Below are 15255 nucleotides of genomic sequence, written 5' to 3' on the forward strand. Positions count from 1 at the left end.
ACAGCACCCTTAGCAACCAAGTCATCAACAGTCACGGTTCCACCTTCAGGGAACAACTGTGACAACTTGTCGAGGTTCACGACCTGGTATTCAACCTTGTTCGGGTTCTTGAAACCACGCAGTTTAGGTAGGCGCATGTGCAGTGGCGTCTGGCCACCTTCAAAGCGCTCTGGAACCTGGTAGCGTGCCTTCGTACCTTTAGTACCGCGACCCGCAGTCTTACCCTTCGATGCTTCACCGCGACCCACACGGGTCTTAGCGGTCTTCGCACCGGGAGCCGGACGCAGATCGTGGAGCTTCAGTGCCTTGTTGTCGGCCATATCAGTCCACCTCTTCGACCGTTACAAGGTGGCTGACGGTGTTCACCATGCCACGAATCTCCGGACGGTCTTCCTTCACAACAGTGTCGTGCAGTTTACGAAGACCAAGCGAACGGAGAGTCTGGCGCTGGTTTTCCTTGCCACCAATCTTTGACTTCACCTGGGTAATCTTGAGCTTTGCCATTAGGAAGCAGCTCCCTTCTGCGCTGCAACAAGCAGAGCGTGAGGAGCAACCTCGTCAACGGGCAGGCCACGACGAGCCGCAACTTCCTCAGGACGCTCAAGCTGCTTCAGAGCCGCAATCGTTGCGTGAACAATGTTGATCGCGTTAGCTGAACCCAGCGACTTCGACAGAATGTCGTGGATACCAACACAGTCGAGCACCGCGCGCACCGGACCACCGGCGATAACACCAGTACCAGGAGCAGCAGGGCGCAACAGGACGACACCGGCAGCGTCTTCACCCTGGACAGGGTGAGGAATGGTCTTCTGGATACGAGGCACGCGGAAGAAGTTCTTCTTCGCTTCCTCAACACCCTTAGCAATAGCAGCAGGAACTTCCTTTGCCTTGCCGTAACCAACACCAACCATGCCGTCACCGTCACCAACGACCACAAGTGCGGTGAAGGAGAAACGACGTCCACCCTTAACCACCTTGGAAACGCGGTTAATGGTCACTACGTGCTCAATGAACTGGTTCTTGTCGTCACGGTCGCCACGGTTACCACGACGTCCGCCACCCTCGCCACGACCTCGGCCGCGACCGCGTTCATCAGACTTGTTGTTGTTCTGCTCAGCCTGTGCTTGCTGATTCTTGTTTTCTTCGCTCACAGGTTCAGCCCTCCTTCACGTGCACCTTCAGCAACCGCTGCGACACGACCGTGGTATGCGTTACCACCGCGGTCAAACACAACGGCTTCGATGCCGGCGGCCTTGGAGCGTTCAGCGACGAGCTCGCCTACCTTGCGCGCCTTAGCAGTCTTGTCTTCGGACATCGCACGCACGTCAGCTTCCATGGTGGAAGCCGATGCGAGGGTCTTGCCTTCGACATCGTCGATAACCTGAACAAACATGTGGCGAGACGAACGCGTCACGGACAGACGTGGACGCGCAGCGGTACCCGACACAGATTTGCGCAGACGGTTGTGGCGACGGGCACGCGCAGCGGCCTTGCCCTTGCCATAGCTTTGCTTCTTTCCAAAGGCCATGGTTACTTACCAGCCTTTCCAACCTTGCGGCGAACAACTTCGCCGGCGTAGCGGATTCCCTTACCCTTGTACGGTTCAGGCTTACGCAGCTTACGGATGTTAGCCGCAACCTCGCCCACCAACTGCTTGTCGATTCCGTTGACGCTCAGCTTTGTCTGGCCGTCAACTTTGAATTCGATACCTGCAGGTGGTTCAACGGTGATCGAGTGGCTGTAACCCAGGTTAAATTCCAGGTTCTTACCCTTAGCCTGAACACGGTAACCGGTACCAACGATTTCAAGGTTCTTAGAGTAACCTTCGGTGACACCCACGATGTTGTTGTGAATCAGGGAACGAGTAAGTCCGTGCAACGAACGGTTTTCGCGCTCGTCGTCAGGACGGCTCACAGTGATCTCAGCATCGTCCAAGCTGACCGTAATTGGTTCAGCAACGGTGAGTGCGAGTTCACCCTTAGGTCCCTTAACCGAGACGTTCTGGCCGTCAATCTTCACCTCGACGCCGGACGGAACGGAGATGGGCTTCTTGCCAATACGTGACATCTGCTATCTCTCCTTTCCTACCAAACGTAGGCGAGGACTTCCCCACCCACGCCCTTCTTTGCGGCTTGCCTGTCTGTCAAGAGGCCCGAGGACGTTGACAGGATTGCGATTCCCAGTCCACCGAGGACTTTAGGAAGTGCGGTGCTCTTCGCGTACACACGAAGACCTGGCTTCGAAACACGCTTAATGCCTGCAATCGAACGCTCACGGTTCGGACCAAACTTGAGGTCGAGCTGGAGGTTCTTACCAACTTCAGCGTCTTCGACACGGTAGTCAGCGATGTAACCTTCAGCCTTGAGAATTTCGGCGATGTTCGACTTCAGCTTGCTGTAAGGCATGCTGACGTCCTCGTGATACGCCGAGTTTGCGTTACGCAGACGCGTCAACATGTCTGCGATTGGATCGGTCATTGTCATTGGGCTTGTGCCCTTCCTCGTTGGGGTTTCTACGCGCTTGAGCGCGCAGACCTACAACGTAGTAGTTCAGTTTGTTTTGAAGGGGAAGCCGAGGTGCTTAAGCAGCGCACGGCCTTCTTCGTCGTTCTTCGCAGTGGTAACGACGGTAATGTCCATACCACGAACACGGTCGATTGAGTCCTGATCGATTTCGTGGAACATCGACTGTTCGGTCAGACCGAACGTGTAGTTACCGTTTCCATCGAACTGGCGGTCCGAAAGCCCGCGGAAGTCACGAATACGTGGCAGAGCCAGCGAAACTACGCGGTCCAGGAATTCCCACATACGAGCGCCACGCATGGTTACGTGGGCACCAATGGGCTGTCCTTCACGCAGTTTGAACTGCGCAATCGACTTCTTGGCGCGAGTCACAACAGGCTTCTGACCCGTGATCATGGTGAGGTCACGGATTGCACCTTCAATGAGCTTCGAGTCACGTGCCGCGTCTCCAACACCCATGTTGACAACAACCTTGGTGAGCGTTGGAACCTGCATGGGGTTTGCGTACGAGAATTCGTCCTGAAGTTTCTGAACGATTTCGTCGCGGTACACCTGCTTCAGACGTGGCAACGGACGGCTTGACACAGTTGCTTCTGTCATCAGATGTCCTCCCCAGTACGGCGTGAGTAGCGGATGCGAACAGTCTTGGTGCGACCGTCGCGTTCAACTTTCTCTTCACGGAAGCCCACGCGAGTTGGCTTGTTGTCCTTAGGGTCTACAAGCATGACGTTGGAAGCGTGGATAGGTGCTTCGTGAATTTCGATTCCACCAGCGGTAGCGCCTGTTGCAGTCTGAGCTGGCTTCTTGTGCTTGGTGACGCGGTTGACGCCTTCCACAAGAACACGGTTCTGCTCAGGGAACACCTTAAGAACCTTGCCCTGCTTGCCACGGTCTCCACCGCGGGACTGGCGTGCACCGGAAATAACCTGAACCAGGTCACCCTTCTTGATGTACATCTTCGGCATACTCACAACACCTCCGGAGCAAGCGAAACGATCTTCATGAACTTCTTGTCGCGAAGTTCACGGCCAACAGGCCCAAAGATACGTGTTCCACGAGGCTCACCATCGTTCTTCAGAATGACGGCTGCGTTTTCGTCGAAGCTGATGTATGAACCGTCTGGACGACGGCGTTCCTTACGTGTGCGGACGACAACTGCCTTTACGACATCGCCCTTCTTGACGTTTCCACCGGGGATAGCGTCTTTCACGGTCGCAACGATGGTGTCACCGATGCCTGCGTAACGACGCCCAGATCCTCCGAGGATGCGGATTGCGAGGATTTCCTTCGCACCCGTGTTGTCAGCGACTTTGAGTCGCGACTCCTGCTGAATCACTGATTCTCTCCTGTCGTCTCGTCGGTTCTCATAATGAGCCTGACGGAACGGTTATTGACAAAATGCCCGCACCTCGGGTCCCGGTAGCCAGCCTGGAAAAGCTGGGACCGGGAGGGACCGAGGTGTTGTAAAAGTGCTTTACTTGGCGCGCTCGATAATTTCGAGCAACCTAAAGCGCTTCGTTGCCGAAAGCGGGCGGGTTTCGACGATACGAACGAGGTCACCCACACCAGCGGTGTTGATCTCGTCGTGAACTTTGTACTTCGAAGTCGTACGCATCACTTTGCCGTACAGGCGGTGCTTCTTGCGGTCTTCGACTTCAACGACAATAGTCTTGTCCATTTTGTCAGAAACCACGTAGCCACGCATAGTCCGGCGAGTGTTACGTTCGACAACTTCTGGCGTTTCGTTCTGCTCAGCCATCACTTACCCTCTTCCTTTGCATCGGCCGGGTTGGTGCGGATCTGCAGCTCACGCTCGCGAAGGACCGTGTAGATACGCGCGATGTCACGGCGTACGGCCTTGAGGCGACCGTGGCTTTCCAGCTGGCCGGTAGCGGACTGGAAACGCAGGTTGAAAAGTTCGGCCTTAGCCTTCTTGAGTTCCTCGACAAGGCGGTCGTTGTCATAGCCGTCGAGGACGTCCATCGAGAGGTCCTTTGAACCTACTGCCATGGTCACTCACCACCTTCACGAGAAATAATACGAGCCTTGAGTGGCAGCTTGTGGGTAGCGAGGCGCAGAGCTTCGCGTGCCACTTCTTCACTCACACCTGCGAGTTCAAAAAGAACACGACCAGGCTTCACGTTTGCAACCCACCATTCAGGTGAACCCTTACCGGAACCCATACGGGTTTCAGCAGGCTTCTTGGTCAGCGGACGGTCTGGGTAAATGTTGATCCAGACCTTACCGCCACGCTTAATGTGGCGGGTCATAGCAATACGTGCGGCTTCAATCTGGCGGTTGGTGACGTACGCAGGTTCAAGAGCCTGGATACCCCAGTCACCGAACGCAATTTCCGTTCCACCTTTAGCCAGACCACTACGCTTAGGGTGGTGCTGCTTGCGGTACTTAACACGACGTGGGATCAGCACGGGTCAGCCCTCCGATCCTGCCGAAGCCTTTGCTTCGGTCTTGTTGTCATTCTGCTGCTGGCGTCCACCGCGTCCACGGCCACCACGGCCTCGGCCACGTCCACCGCCACGTGGTCCACGACCACTTGGCTGTGCGGCTTCCTGTGCAGCCAGTTCCTTGTCTGTCAGGTCGCCCTTGTAGATCCAGACCTTGACACCGATGCGACCGAAGGTTGTGTGTGCTTCGTAGAAGCCGTAGTCGATGTTCGCACGCAGGGTGTGCAGTGGCACACGACCTTCGCGGTAGAACTCGGAGCGGCTCATTTCAGCGCCACCCAAACGGCCCGAGCACTGCACACGGATACCCTTGGCACCTGCACGCTGTGCGGACTGGATCGCCTTACGCATCGCGCGGCGGAATGCCACACGGCTTGCAAGCTGCTCAGCAACACCCTGAGCAACCAGCTGAGCATCGATTTCTGGGTTCTTAACTTCCAGAATGTTCAGCTGAATCTGCTTGCCGGTGAGCTTCTCAAGCTGACCGCGCAGACGGTCTGCTTCCGCACCTCGGCGACCAATTACGATTCCGGGACGTGCGGTGTGGATGTCCACACGCACACGGTCACGGGTACGTTCGATGTTTACGCGGGAAAGACCAGCACGTTCCAGGTTGTTCTGGAGCATTTCACGGATACGAACGTCTTCTCCTACGAAGTCTGCGTAACGCTGACCGCGCTTGTTGGAGTCCGTGAACCACTTCGACTTGTGGTCGGTGGTAATTCCCAAACGGAACCCGTTGGGGTTAATTTTCTGACCCATCAGGCGTTCTCCTTTCGTGAAGCGCCCTGTTCGTCAGACAGCACCACAGTGATGTGGCTGGTGCGCTTGTTGATGCGGAAGGCACGGCCCTGGGCGCGTGGCCTAAAACGCTTCATAGTGGGACCTTCGTCAACGTAGATTTCCGAAATGTACAGATCGTCCTCGTTGAATGCTTCGCCGTTCTTGTCTGCAAGAACGCGTGCATTAGCAACACCGGAGGCGATCAGTTTGTACACCGGTTCTGACGCTGACTGTTCAGCAAATTTCAGCACCGCGAGGGCTTCGGTTGCCTGCTGACCACGAACCAGGTCAACGACACGCCGAGCCTTCTGGGGCGTCACACGCAGGTAGCGCGCTTTCGCCTTGGCTTCCATCGTTTCCTTCTTTCTTAGACCTTAGAGTCGGGCGCCTTAGCGGCGACGACCCTTACGGTCATCCTTGTCGTGGCCGCGGAACGTCCGCGTGGGGGCAAATTCGCCGAGCTTGTGCCCGACCATCGATTCGGTGATGAACACCGGTACGTGCTTGCGTCCGTCGTGCACGGCGATCGTGTGACCCAGGAAGTCTGGGACGATCATCGAGCGACGGGACCAAGTCTTGATTACATTCTTGGTGCCCTTTTCGTTCTGAGCTGCAACCTTCTTGTAGAGGTGCTCGTCTACGAAGGGGCCCTTCTTCAAGCTACGAGGCATGTCTGAGGCTCCCTATCAACGCTTCTTGCCAGTACGACGACGACGCACAATGTACTTGTCGCTTTCCTTCTTCGGACGACGTGTGCGTCCTTCTTTCTGACCCCAAGGGCTAACCGGGTGGCGACCACCTGAGGTACGTCCTTCACCACCACCGTGTGGGTGGTCGATCGGGTTCATAACAACACCGCGGACGGTTGGACGTACGCCCTTCCAGCGCATACGTCCAGCCTTACCCCAGCTGATGTTGGCCTGCTCAGCGTTTCCGACTTCGCCTACGGTTGCGCGGCAACGTGCGTCGACGTTACGGATTTCACCGGAAGGCATACGCAGCTGAGCGTAACGACCAAAACGTGCAACGAGCTGAACCGAGGTTCCAGCAGAACGACCAATCTTGGCGCCACCACCGGGACGGAGTTCAACAGCGTGGATCACGGTACCAACTGGGATGTTGCGCAGCGGCAGGTTGTTACCTGGCTTGATGTCTGCGTCGATTCCAGCTTCGACACGGTCACCCTGCTTCAGCTTGTTTGGCGCAATGATGTAGCGCTTTTCGCCATCTACATAGTGCAGAAGAGCGATACGAGCTGTGCGGTTCGGGTCATATTCGATGTGTGCGACCTTAGCTACGACACCGTCTTTGTCATGACGACGGAAGTCGATCACGCGGTACTGGCGCTTGTGTCCACCACCGTGGTGACGAGTCGTAATACGGCCCTGGCTGTTACGACCACCCTTCTTTGGAAGAGGGCGGAGCAGTGACTTTTCCGGCGTAGACCGGGTCACTTCGACAAAGTCGGCGACCGAGGAGCCACGGCGGCCCGGGGTCGTCGGCTTGTACTTACGGATTCCCATGAGTCCTATTCCTTCTTCAAGGAGAATCGCTTAGAGCGATCCGCCGAAAATGTCGATCGATCCATCCTTCAGAGCAACAATTGCACGCTTGGTGTCCTTGCGCTTGCCCCATCCGGCGCGAGTGCGCTTGCGCTTACCCTGGCGGTTCAGGGTGTTTACGGAAGCCACTTTCACGTCGAAGATGGATTCGATTGCGTACTTGATTTCAGTCTTGTTCGAACGTGGGTCCACGAGGAAGGTGTACTTACCTTCGTCCATGAGACCGTACGTTTTTTCCGAAACTACCGGCGCGATGATGACATCGCGTGGGTCTTTGAACTTCACGCTCACTTTGCAACCTCCTGAGCTTCGCCAGCTTTAGCGCCACGTGCGAATTCAAGGAAGCTGTTCAGAGCCGCTTCGGTGAACACGATGTCGTCAGCCATAAGCACGTCGTAAGTGTTGAGCTGATCGAAGCTGAGCACGTGTACGGTTGGCAGGTTACGCACTGACAGCGCGGTGATGCTGTCGTCGCGCTCCGTCACAATAAGCTTGTGTGCGCGGTCCGAAAGTGCTTCGAGAGCCTGGCGCGCTGCCTTTGTTGATGGAACGTCCGAGTCGATCAGGTTCTTCACAACGAACACCTGGCCAAGACGAGCGCGGTCTGAAAGCGCGCCACGAAGAGCAGCAGCCTTCATCTTCTTAGGAGTGCGCTGCGAGTAGTCGCGTGGCACTGGACCGTGCACGATTCCACCACCTGCGTACTGAGGTGCGCGGATCGAACCCTGACGGGCGTTACCCGTACCCTTCTGACGGTATGGCTTACGGCCACCACCGCGTACTTCGGAACGGGTCTTTGCCTTGTGTGTTCCCTGACGTGAAGCCGCAAGCTGTGCAACGACAACTTGGTGGATCAACGGGACGTTGGTCTTCTGGTCAAAGATGGACGCAGGCAGTTCAGCTGAACCAGCTTTCTTGCCCTTTGCGTCGAGAATGTCAACGGTTAGGTTTTCAGACATTTAAACTCAGGCCCCCTTCGCAGCAGAGCGAACGAGAACAACTGCACCCTTTGGTCCGGGCACTGCACCCTTGATGAGGAGCAGGTTGTTTTCGGAGTCAATCGAGTGGATAGTCAGGTTCTGCGTAGTGTGGCGCACGTTACCCATGCGTCCAGCCATGCGCATACCCTTGAAAACGCGACCCGGGGTGGCTGCTCCACCAATCGAGCCGGGCTTGCGGTGGTTACGGTGCTGACCGTGCGAAGCTCCCACACCAGCGAAGCCGTGACGCTTCATTACACCTGCAAAACCTTTACCTTTGGTGTTTGCGGTTACGTCAACTTTGATGCCAGCTTCAAACACCTCGGTGGAAAGTTCCTGACCGAGTTCGTATTCGCCAGCGTCAGCGGTGCGAAGTTCGACGAGGTGACGGCGCGGTGCAACACCGGCCTTCTCGAAGTGACCCTTGGCAGGCTTGTTGACCTTGCGTGGGTCGATTTCGCCGTAACCAATCTGAACGGCACTGTAGCCGTCAACTTCTTCGTTACGGATCTGAGTAACTACGTTTGAGGAAGCCGAAATCACGGTCACGGGCACCAGGTTGTTGTTTTCATCCCATACCTGAGTCATGCCGAGTTTGGTTCCCATCAAGCCCTTGACGTTAAGAGTGGTCGGAAGGGCCTTTGAACGGGTGTTAGCCATTTCTGGTCCCTCCTTTAGAGCTTGATCTCGATGTTGACGTCGTCAGCCAAGTCGATGTGCATGAGCGAGTCGATGGCTTTTGGTGTTGGGTCAACAATGTCGATGAGACGCTTGTGAGTGCGCATCTCAAAGTGTTCGCGACTGTCCTTGTACTTGTGTGGCGACCGGATAACGCAGTACACGTTCTTTTCGGTCGGCAACGGCACGGGGCCCACAACCGTAGCGCCCGCGCGAGTCACCGTGTCGACAATTTTGCGTGCCGCGTTGTCGATGACTGCGTGGTCGTACGACTTGAGCCGGATGCGGATCTTCTGTCCCGCCATGGCGTCGTTTCTCCATCTGTCGGTTTTCCTGGCCATCAACCACGGTCCTAACGGATCGCGCGGTCTGCGCCAGCTGAGCGTGACCGACCCCCGAGGTCGGGCGTGTCGTCTTGTCCTTGCGGACAAAATTTCACGTTTCCATTCATTTTGTTGCCGGTTGATTGAACCTAAAGATTCGTCCCGGAGTCTTGGACCGTTCGCGTCTCAACGCAGTGCAGGGGTCATGGCCCAAAATTGCAACTTGTCTATCTTGTCATACGTAGCCAAAGGCATGCAAATTCAGATGCGATTGGTTGCCAAACGTTTTCGGCACCAATACTTCGCCCCTACGTAGGAAACACAAACGCTCCGCAACCCGGAGGCTGCGGAGCGTTTGAGAGAAGAAATTACTTGGTGATCTTGGTTACTCGACCAGCACCAACGGTACGTCCACCTTCACGGATAGCGAAGCGGAGTCCTTCTTCCATCGCGATTGGCTGGATCAGCTCAACCGACATGTCGGTGTTGTCTCCAGGCATAACCATTTCGGTTCCTTCTGGAAGGGTGATAACACCGGTCACGTCCGTGGTACGGAAGTAGAACTGAGGACGGTAGTTGGAGTAGAACGGGTTGTGACGTCCACCTTCGTCCTTGGACAGGATGTAGACCTGGCCTTCGAAGTTGGTGTGCGGGGTGATTGAACCCGGCTTAACGATAACCTGTCCACGCTCAACTTCGTCACGCTTGGTACCGCGCAGAAGCAGACCAACGTTTTCACCTGCACGTGCGTCAGGCAGGGTCTTGCGGAACATTTCGATAGCGGTAACGGTGGTCTTGGACGACTGCGGCTTGATACCAACGATTTCGATTTCTTCGTTAGGCAGAAGCACACCGCGCTCAACACGACCGGTAACAACGGTTCCACGACCGGTAATCGTGAAGACGTCTTCAACTGGCATCAGGAATGGCTTGTCGATGTCACGTTCTGGTTCAGGAACGTTCTCGTCGACTGCGTCCATGAGGTCTTCAACCGACTTGACCCACTCTGGGTCGCCTTCAAGAGCCTTCAGAGCGGACACGCGCACAACTGGTGCGTCGTCACCGTCGAATTCCTGGCTGGACAGAAGTTCACGAACTTCCATTTCAACCAGTTCGAGCAGTTCTTCATCGTCAACCATGTCGGACTTGTTCAGTGCGACAACGATGTATGGCACACCAACCTGGCGAGCCAAGAGAACGTGCTCGCGAGTCTGCGGCATAGGACCGTCGGTAGCTGCAACCACAAGGATCGCACCGTCCATCTGTGCCGCACCGGTAATCATGTTCTTGATGTAGTCGGCGTGACCAGGAGCGTCAACGTGTGCGTAGTGACGCTTTTCGGTCTGGTATTCAACGTGCGAAACGTTGATGGTAATACCGCGCTCTTTTTCTTCTGGAGCGTTGTCAACCTGGTCGAATGCCCGTGCCTCGTTGAGGTCGGGGTACTTGTCAGCCAGAACCTTGGTAATTGCCGCGGTCAGAGTCGTCTTACCGTGGTCAACGTGACCAATGGTACCGATGTTGACGTGCGGCTTAGTCCTGTCGAAACTAGCCTTTGCCACTGGGTTCCTCCTCGTGGTTGGTGCGGCCCTTGTGGCCGCGCCTTTCCTTTGATTTGCTGTCTGGTCGGCGCTTTACCGACCAAACGAACGTCGGAGATTACTCTCCGCCGCGGGTCTTCTGGATGATCTCGTCGGCAACAGCCTTCGGGACCTCAGAGTAACTCTGGAACTGCATCGAATATACGGCGCGTCCCTGAGTCTTCGAGCGCAGATCGCCAATGTAACCGAACATTTCGGACAGTGGCACGAGTGCCTTGACTACCTTAATGCCGGTGGCGTCTTCCATCGACTGAATCTGTCCGCGACGCGAATTCAGATCGCCGATGACGTCACCCATGTACTCCTCGGGAGTACGAACTTCAACGTCCATAAGAGGTTCGAGAAGAACCGGGTTCGCCTTCTTCACGGCTTCTTTAAGAACCATGGATCCAGCGATCTTGAACGCCATTTCCGAAGAGTCGACGTCGTGGTAAGCACCGTCCACAAGTGTGGCCTTGATGCCGACCAGCGGGTATCCCGCAAGAACACCCATCTGCATGGCGTCTTGGATACCAGCGTCAACGCTTGGAATGTATTCACGGGGAACGCGACCACCAGTGATAGCGTCCTCGAACTCGTAAATCGTGTCGCCGTCGACCTCCATAGGTTCGATGGTGACCTGTACCTTTGCGAACTGACCAGAACCACCCGTCTGCTTCTTGTGAGTGTAGTCCTGCTTCTCCACCGTGCGGCGGATCGTTTCGCGGTAGGCAACCTGCGGCTTACCGATGTTTGCTTCAACCTTGAATTCACGCTTCATACGGTCGACGAATACGTCGAGGTGAAGTTCACCCATACCACCGATTTCCGTCTGACCGGTTTCTTCGTTCAGGTTAACCGTGAACGTTGGGTCTTCCTTCACAAGCTTCTGAATCGCGGTCGAAAGCTTTTCCTGGTCGCCCTTGGTCTTAGGTTCAATCGAAACGAAGATCACTGGTTCAGGGAACGACATCGATTCCAGAACAACTGGGTCAGATGCGTCACACAGAGTGTCACCGGTGGTGGTGTCCTTCAGTCCAATGAACGCGTAGATGTGACCAGCGAATGCCTCGTCAACAGGGTTTTCCTTATTCGAGTGCATCTGGAACAGCTTACCGACACGCTCTTTCTTTCCGGTGGTGGTGTTGAGAACCTGGTCACCAGGCTTCACCGTACCGGAGTAGACGCGAACGTAGGTGAGCGAACCAAAGAATGGGTGAGTCGCAACCTTGAACGCAAGTGCTGCGAACGGGCCGTCTTTCTTAGGCTCACGCGTAACAACGGTCTCTTCGTCGTTAACAGGGTGTCCCTGAACGGGCGGGACGTCCAGAGGCGACGGCAGGTAGTCAATAACGGAGTTCAGCATAGGCTGAACACCCTTGTTCTTGAACGCCGAACCACACATCACTGGGAAAGCTTCCGAGTTGATGGTGAGCTTACGAATACCGGCCTTGATGTCCTCGATTGGCAGTTCGCCTTCTTCGAGGTACTTCTCCATCAGTTCGTCCGATGCTTCAGCAACGTCTTCAACGAGGCTTGCACGGTATTCTTCGGCACGGTCCTTGAGATCCTCTGGGATCTCAATTTCCGTCATGTCCTGGCCCTTCTTTTCTTCGTCTGGCCAGACATATGCCTTCATCGTGATGAGGTCGACGACACCTTCAAAGTCTGATTCCGCACCGATTGGAAGCTGGATCACCAGAGGCTTAGCACCCAGGCGGTCCTTAATCGTTTCAACGGTGTGGTAGAAGTCGGCACCGAGCTTGTCCATCTTGTTGACGAAGCACACACGTGGAACGTTGTACTTATCAGCCTGACGCCACACGGTTTCGGACTGTGGTTCAACACCTTCCTTACCGTCGAACACAGCGACAGCACCGTCAAGAACGCGCAGTGAGCGTTCAACCTCAACGGTGAAGTCAACGTGGCCTGGGGTGTCAATGATGTTGATCTGGTTGTCTTCCCAGTAGCAGGTTGTTGCAGCGGAAGTAATGGTAATACCGCGCTCCTGCTCCTGTTCCATCCAGTCCATAGTCGACGCACCGTCGTGGGTTTCGCCGAGCTTGTAGTTCACACCTGTGTAGAACAGGATACGTTCAGTGGTGGTGGTCTTTCCGGCGTCAATGTGCGCCATAATGCCGATGTTGCGAACTTTCTTAAGATCGCTAAGCACTTCGAGTGCCACGGTGTCTCTCTCTCGTCTCGTTGACTTGCTCGGACCTGGGGTAAGGGTAGTTACCCCTACCCCAGATTAGCGACTACCAGCGGTAGTGAGCGAAGGCCTTGTTTGATTCGGCCATCTTGTGAGTATCTTCACGACGCTTCACAGCGGCACCAAGACCGTTGCTTGCGTCAAGGATTTCGTTCATGAGGCGTTCCGTCATGGTCTTTTCACGACGCTGACGGGAGAAACCTACGAGCCAGCGCAGAGCAAGCGTGGTTGAACGTGCAGGACGCACGTCAACTGGAACCTGGTACGTGGCACCACCAACACGGCGGGAACGAACTTCAAGGGCCGGGCGGATGTTGTCCAGCGCCTTCTTCAGCAGCTGAACTGGCTCCATGTTGGCCTTTGCACTTGCACCTTCAAGAGCTCCGTAAACAATACGTTCTGCAGTGGAACGTTTACCGTCGAGCAGAACCTTGTTAATGAGCTGGGTGACAAGCGGTGAGTTGTGAACTGGGTCAATAACAACCGGGCGCTTAGGTGCGGGTCCTTTACGTGGCATTACTTCTTCTCCCTCTTGGCTCCGTAACGGCTACGTGCCTGCTGGCGTCCCTTGACACCCTGGGTGTCGAGTGAGCCACGCACGATCTTGTAGCGGACACCGGGGAGGTCCTTCACACGTCCACCACGCACAAGCACAATCGAGTGCTCCTGCAGGTTGTGTCCTTCACCCGGGATGTAGGCGGTTACTTCAATCTGGGAAGAAAGCTTGACACGAGCAACCTTGCGCAGGGCTGAGTTGGGCTTCTTCGGGGTAGTTGTGTACACACGGGTGCACACGCCACGACGCTGCGGGCTACCCAAAAGGGCAGGCGTCGCGTTCTTCGCGGCCTTGTCGTGCCGTCCTTTACGGACGAGCTGCTGAATAGTTGGCACTAGTTCTCCATTGCTTCTCAGTATTCCTAATTCCACCGCTCTGGTTGAGCAGTGGACATGTCCACCTGCGATCGGGTGAAGCTACCTGCCCAATCGCAGTCCTCACGCGTTTCCCCAACCCCCGCGTTCGGGTGTGTCGGAGGGACACATTCCAGACGAAACCGTAGAATCGCTTCTATCTGTTCTGCGCTTTTCGCGCGTGAGAGCGCTTGAATGCACGCACGCAAGCACGGTCGCTTCAAAAACAACCACAGTCAAGCGTAAACGCCACTCACGGTCAGCGTCAATTTGAGTCACAATCGTTCAGCGGTTGTTCATCTTAGTTGAGGGTGAAAAACCCCAAACCGTCAAGCGAAAAGCGCTTCACGAAACTAGACTGGGCACTAAATCGATAGGATCAAAACATGCCCAACTCTAGCGCTCACCCCGGTGAAGGCAAAGACCTCGCAAGGTCCCAACCTGACCCCAGCAACAACGAGCACAACTCAATCGAGAAGTCAGAGCCCCAACCACAACGTCGCACCCGTGCAAGTGACACAGACCGTGACACCGTAGTCTCTGCCTTGTCTGACGCTCTTTCACGTGGCCAACTGACCGCACTCGAATTCGACGAACGCCATTCGCAAGCCCTCAAAGCCATGTACATCGACCAGCTCCCGGAACTCATCGAGGACATTCCCGAAGCTGACGAACTCGAACAAGAGCTCCGCTCACGGGACACTGCCCGCCGCGAAAGCAGCGAGTTAGCAACCAAACCCGGGTCCCACCTCGGGCCATATAACAACCAATGCCCCGGCCCCATCCAGCCCGCCAAACCCGGGAATGGCAAAAGTGACACCGCAATCTGTATTCTGAGCGGTTCAAACCAAGTTGTCGCTCCAAACACCCCTAAGGTCAACGCGCTGACCATGCTGGGCGGCAATGATTACGACCTGTGCGACGTGATGGGACCAGGCGTTGAGTTCACAATCGAAAGCGTCAACTTCTTAGGCGGGCACGACATCTACGTTCCCCCAGGCGTGCGCATCATCGACAAAAGCATTTCGATCCTGGGCGGCGTAGACATCGCACAAAACGCGCGCGGCGACGGATCCAACGGCACACTCATCATTAGTGGCTTCAACCTGCTAGGCGGTGACGACGTCATGCTGGCACGCGGCTACCGCCAAACCCAGCAGTGAATACGCAGCAACCCTGACCACGCACCCAGCGGCCAGTCCCCCACCAACAACAAGCGACCACTCAACACATAACGGCAA

25 protein-coding genes are annotated in these 15255 nt (G+C 55.7%); 1 reads left to right on the forward strand and 24 read right to left on the reverse strand.

From position 1 onward, the window contains the following. The 24 genes from rplO to rpsL form a co-directional block, all read right to left on the reverse strand. Positions 1 to 320: 50S ribosomal protein L15 (rplO, locus tag HMPREF0183_RS00260; protein ID WP_005881507.1), on the reverse strand; the 320-nt coding region annotated here is incomplete at its 3' end. 1 nt (position 321) lies between these two features. Beyond that, complete coding sequence (rpmD, locus tag HMPREF0183_RS00265; RefSeq protein ID WP_005881509.1) at positions 322 to 504, reverse strand: 50S ribosomal protein L30; 183 nt, start codon at positions 502 to 504, stop codon at positions 322 to 324. Continuing rightward, entirely contained in the window at positions 504 to 1151 is a 648-nt protein-coding gene (rpsE, locus tag HMPREF0183_RS00270) for a 30S ribosomal protein S5 (RefSeq protein ID WP_005881511.1), read from the reverse strand. The genes rpmD and rpsE overlap by 1 nt, the downstream gene beginning before the upstream one ends. After that, positions 1148 to 1528 carry a 50S ribosomal protein L18 gene (gene rplR / locus HMPREF0183_RS00275; protein WP_005881513.1) on the reverse strand — a complete coding sequence of 127 codons (381 nt, stop codon included), beginning with the start codon at positions 1526 to 1528 and terminating at the stop codon, positions 1148 to 1150. The genes rpsE and rplR overlap by 4 nt, the downstream gene beginning before the upstream one ends. Positions 1529 to 1530: 2 nt before the next feature. Further along, complete coding sequence (gene rplF / locus HMPREF0183_RS00280; protein WP_005881515.1) at positions 1531 to 2067, reverse strand: 50S ribosomal protein L6; 537 nt, start codon at positions 2065 to 2067, stop codon at positions 1531 to 1533. Between the two features lie 17 nt (positions 2068 to 2084). Beyond that, positions 2085 to 2483 (reverse strand): 30S ribosomal protein S8, encoded by a 399-nt coding sequence (gene rpsH / locus HMPREF0183_RS00285; protein WP_005881516.1) that lies wholly within the window; start codon positions 2481 to 2483, stop codon positions 2085 to 2087. Between the two features lie 66 nt (positions 2484 to 2549). After that, positions 2550 to 3122, reverse strand: coding sequence for a 50S ribosomal protein L5 (gene rplE, locus HMPREF0183_RS00290; protein ID WP_005881518.1), 573 nt, complete (start codon positions 3120 to 3122; stop codon positions 2550 to 2552). Continuing rightward, positions 3122 to 3487, reverse strand: a complete 366-nt coding sequence (gene rplX, locus HMPREF0183_RS00295) for a 50S ribosomal protein L24 (protein ID WP_005881519.1) — start codon at positions 3485 to 3487, stop codon at positions 3122 to 3124. Before rplX ends, rplE begins: the two co-directional genes overlap by 1 nt. A gap of 2 nt (positions 3488 to 3489) precedes the next feature. After that, a complete protein-coding gene (rplN, locus tag HMPREF0183_RS00300) occupies positions 3490 to 3858 on the reverse strand; it encodes a 50S ribosomal protein L14 (protein WP_005881521.1) in 369 nt (122 codons plus the stop codon). 138 nt (positions 3859 to 3996) lie between these two features. Further along, positions 3997 to 4281 carry a 30S ribosomal protein S17 gene (gene rpsQ, locus HMPREF0183_RS00305; protein ID WP_005881523.1) on the reverse strand — a complete coding sequence of 95 codons (285 nt, stop codon included), beginning with the start codon at positions 4279 to 4281 and terminating at the stop codon, positions 3997 to 3999. Further along, positions 4281 to 4532, reverse strand: coding sequence for a 50S ribosomal protein L29 (gene rpmC, locus HMPREF0183_RS00310; protein WP_005881525.1), 252 nt, complete (start codon positions 4530 to 4532; stop codon positions 4281 to 4283). The genes rpsQ and rpmC overlap by 1 nt, the downstream gene beginning before the upstream one ends. 2 nt (positions 4533 to 4534) lie before the next feature. Next, entirely contained in the window at positions 4535 to 4951 is a 417-nt protein-coding gene (gene rplP / locus HMPREF0183_RS00315; protein WP_005881527.1) for a 50S ribosomal protein L16, read from the reverse strand. 3 nt (positions 4952 to 4954) lie between these two features. After that, complete coding sequence (rpsC, locus tag HMPREF0183_RS00320) at positions 4955 to 5749, reverse strand: 30S ribosomal protein S3 (RefSeq protein WP_005881529.1); 795 nt, start codon at positions 5747 to 5749, stop codon at positions 4955 to 4957. After that, the gene (rplV, locus tag HMPREF0183_RS00325; RefSeq protein WP_005881530.1) at positions 5749 to 6123 is read right to left on the reverse strand and encodes a 50S ribosomal protein L22; all 375 of its coding nucleotides are present in this window, start codon (positions 6121 to 6123) and stop codon (positions 5749 to 5751) included. Before rplV ends, rpsC begins: the two co-directional genes overlap by 1 nt. Before the next feature lie 36 nt (positions 6124 to 6159). Further along, the gene (gene rpsS / locus HMPREF0183_RS00330) at positions 6160 to 6441 is read right to left on the reverse strand and encodes a 30S ribosomal protein S19 (protein ID WP_005881532.1); all 282 of its coding nucleotides are present in this window, start codon (positions 6439 to 6441) and stop codon (positions 6160 to 6162) included. 15 nt (positions 6442 to 6456) lie between these two features. Continuing rightward, entirely contained in the window at positions 6457 to 7293 is an 837-nt protein-coding gene (rplB, locus tag HMPREF0183_RS00335; RefSeq protein ID WP_005881534.1) for a 50S ribosomal protein L2, read from the reverse strand. Positions 7294 to 7323: 30 nt separating this feature from the next. Next, positions 7324 to 7623 carry a 50S ribosomal protein L23 gene (rplW, locus tag HMPREF0183_RS00340; RefSeq protein WP_005881536.1) on the reverse strand — a complete coding sequence of 100 codons (300 nt, stop codon included), beginning with the start codon at positions 7621 to 7623 and terminating at the stop codon, positions 7324 to 7326. Next, positions 7620 to 8291 (reverse strand): 50S ribosomal protein L4, encoded by a 672-nt coding sequence (gene rplD / locus HMPREF0183_RS00345; RefSeq protein WP_005881538.1) that lies wholly within the window; start codon positions 8289 to 8291, stop codon positions 7620 to 7622. The genes rplW and rplD overlap by 4 nt, the downstream gene beginning before the upstream one ends. A 6-nt stretch (positions 8292 to 8297) precedes the next feature. Further along, positions 8298 to 8972, reverse strand: a complete 675-nt coding sequence (rplC, locus tag HMPREF0183_RS00350; RefSeq protein WP_005881539.1) for a 50S ribosomal protein L3 — start codon at positions 8970 to 8972, stop codon at positions 8298 to 8300. A gap of 14 nt (positions 8973 to 8986) precedes the next feature. Continuing rightward, complete coding sequence (gene rpsJ / locus HMPREF0183_RS00355; RefSeq protein WP_040347502.1) at positions 8987 to 9295, reverse strand: 30S ribosomal protein S10; 309 nt, start codon at positions 9293 to 9295, stop codon at positions 8987 to 8989. Positions 9296 to 9681: 386 nt separating this feature from the next. Next, a complete protein-coding gene (gene tuf / locus HMPREF0183_RS00360; protein WP_005881543.1) occupies positions 9682 to 10875 on the reverse strand; it encodes an elongation factor Tu in 1194 nt (397 codons plus the stop codon). A gap of 97 nt (positions 10876 to 10972) precedes the next feature. Then, positions 10973 to 13078 (reverse strand): elongation factor G, encoded by a 2106-nt coding sequence (fusA, locus tag HMPREF0183_RS00365; protein WP_005881548.1) that lies wholly within the window; start codon positions 13076 to 13078, stop codon positions 10973 to 10975. Positions 13079 to 13151: 73 nt separating this feature from the next. Beyond that, positions 13152 to 13622 (reverse strand): 30S ribosomal protein S7, encoded by a 471-nt coding sequence (gene rpsG, locus HMPREF0183_RS00370; protein WP_005881550.1) that lies wholly within the window; start codon positions 13620 to 13622, stop codon positions 13152 to 13154. Further along, positions 13622 to 13996 carry a 30S ribosomal protein S12 gene (gene rpsL / locus HMPREF0183_RS00375; RefSeq protein ID WP_005881551.1) on the reverse strand — a complete coding sequence of 125 codons (375 nt, stop codon included), beginning with the start codon at positions 13994 to 13996 and terminating at the stop codon, positions 13622 to 13624. The genes rpsG and rpsL overlap by 1 nt, the downstream gene beginning before the upstream one ends. Before the next feature lie 404 nt (positions 13997 to 14400). On the opposite strand from rpsL, the gene HMPREF0183_RS00380 reads away from it, so the two are divergent. Then, complete coding sequence (locus HMPREF0183_RS00380) at positions 14401 to 15177, forward strand: DUF1707 SHOCT-like domain-containing protein (RefSeq protein ID WP_005881553.1); 777 nt, start codon at positions 14401 to 14403, stop codon at positions 15175 to 15177. Positions 15178 to 15255: the final 78 nt, after the last annotated feature.

The sequence above is a fragment of the Brevibacterium mcbrellneri ATCC 49030 genome, assembly GCF_000178455.1.
In the GTDB taxonomy this organism is placed as follows: Bacteria; Actinomycetota; Actinomycetes; order Actinomycetales; family Brevibacteriaceae; genus Brevibacterium; species Brevibacterium mcbrellneri.

What these genes read in the sequence shown, in the direction of transcription:
- rpmD (WP_005881509.1), bottom strand. Translation starts at nt 504, where the DNA reads ATGGCAAAGCTCAAGATTACCCAGGTGAAGTCAAAGATTGGTGGCAAG.
- rplR (WP_005881513.1), bottom strand. Translation starts at nt 1,528, where the DNA reads ATGGCCTTTGGAAAGAAGCAAAGCTATGGCAAGGGCAAGGCCGCTGCG.
- rplF (WP_005881515.1), bottom strand. Translation starts at nt 2,067, where the DNA reads ATGTCACGTATTGGCAAGAAGCCCATCTCCGTTCCGTCCGGCGTCGAG.
- rpsH (WP_005881516.1), bottom strand. Translation starts at nt 2,483, where the DNA reads ATGACAATGACCGATCCAATCGCAGACATGTTGACGCGTCTGCGTAAC.
- rplE (WP_005881518.1), bottom strand. Translation starts at nt 3,122, where the DNA reads ATGACAGAAGCAACTGTGTCAAGCCGTCCGTTGCCACGTCTGAAGCAG.
- rplX (WP_005881519.1), bottom strand. Translation starts at nt 3,487, where the DNA reads ATGCCGAAGATGTACATCAAGAAGGGTGACCTGGTTCAGGTTATTTCC.
- rpsQ (WP_005881523.1), bottom strand. Translation starts at nt 4,281, where the DNA reads ATGGCTGAGCAGAACGAAACGCCAGAAGTTGTCGAACGTAACACTCGC.
- rpmC (WP_005881525.1), bottom strand. Translation starts at nt 4,532, where the DNA reads ATGGCAGTAGGTTCAAAGGACCTCTCGATGGACGTCCTCGACGGCTAT.
- rpsC (WP_005881529.1), bottom strand. Translation starts at nt 5,749, where the DNA reads ATGGGTCAGAAAATTAACCCCAACGGGTTCCGTTTGGGAATTACCACC.
- rplV (WP_005881530.1), bottom strand. Translation starts at nt 6,123, where the DNA reads ATGGAAGCCAAGGCGAAAGCGCGCTACCTGCGTGTGACGCCCCAGAAG.
- rpsS (WP_005881532.1), bottom strand. Translation starts at nt 6,441, where the DNA reads ATGCCTCGTAGCTTGAAGAAGGGCCCCTTCGTAGACGAGCACCTCTAC.
- rplB (WP_005881534.1), bottom strand. Translation starts at nt 7,293, where the DNA reads ATGGGAATCCGTAAGTACAAGCCGACGACCCCGGGCCGCCGTGGCTCC.
- rplD (WP_005881538.1), bottom strand. Translation starts at nt 8,291, where the DNA reads ATGTCTGAAAACCTAACCGTTGACATTCTCGACGCAAAGGGCAAGAAA.
- rplC (WP_005881539.1), bottom strand. Translation starts at nt 8,972, where the DNA reads ATGGCTAACACCCGTTCAAAGGCCCTTCCGACCACTCTTAACGTCAAG.
- rpsJ (WP_040347502.1), bottom strand. Translation starts at nt 9,295, where the DNA reads ATGGCGGGACAGAAGATCCGCATCCGGCTCAAGTCGTACGACCACGCA.
- rpsG (WP_005881550.1), bottom strand. Translation starts at nt 13,622, where the DNA reads ATGCCACGTAAAGGACCCGCACCTAAGCGCCCGGTTGTTATTGACCCA.
- HMPREF0183_RS00380 (WP_005881553.1), top strand. Translation starts at nt 14,401, where the DNA reads ATGCCCAACTCTAGCGCTCACCCCGGTGAAGGCAAAGACCTCGCAAGG.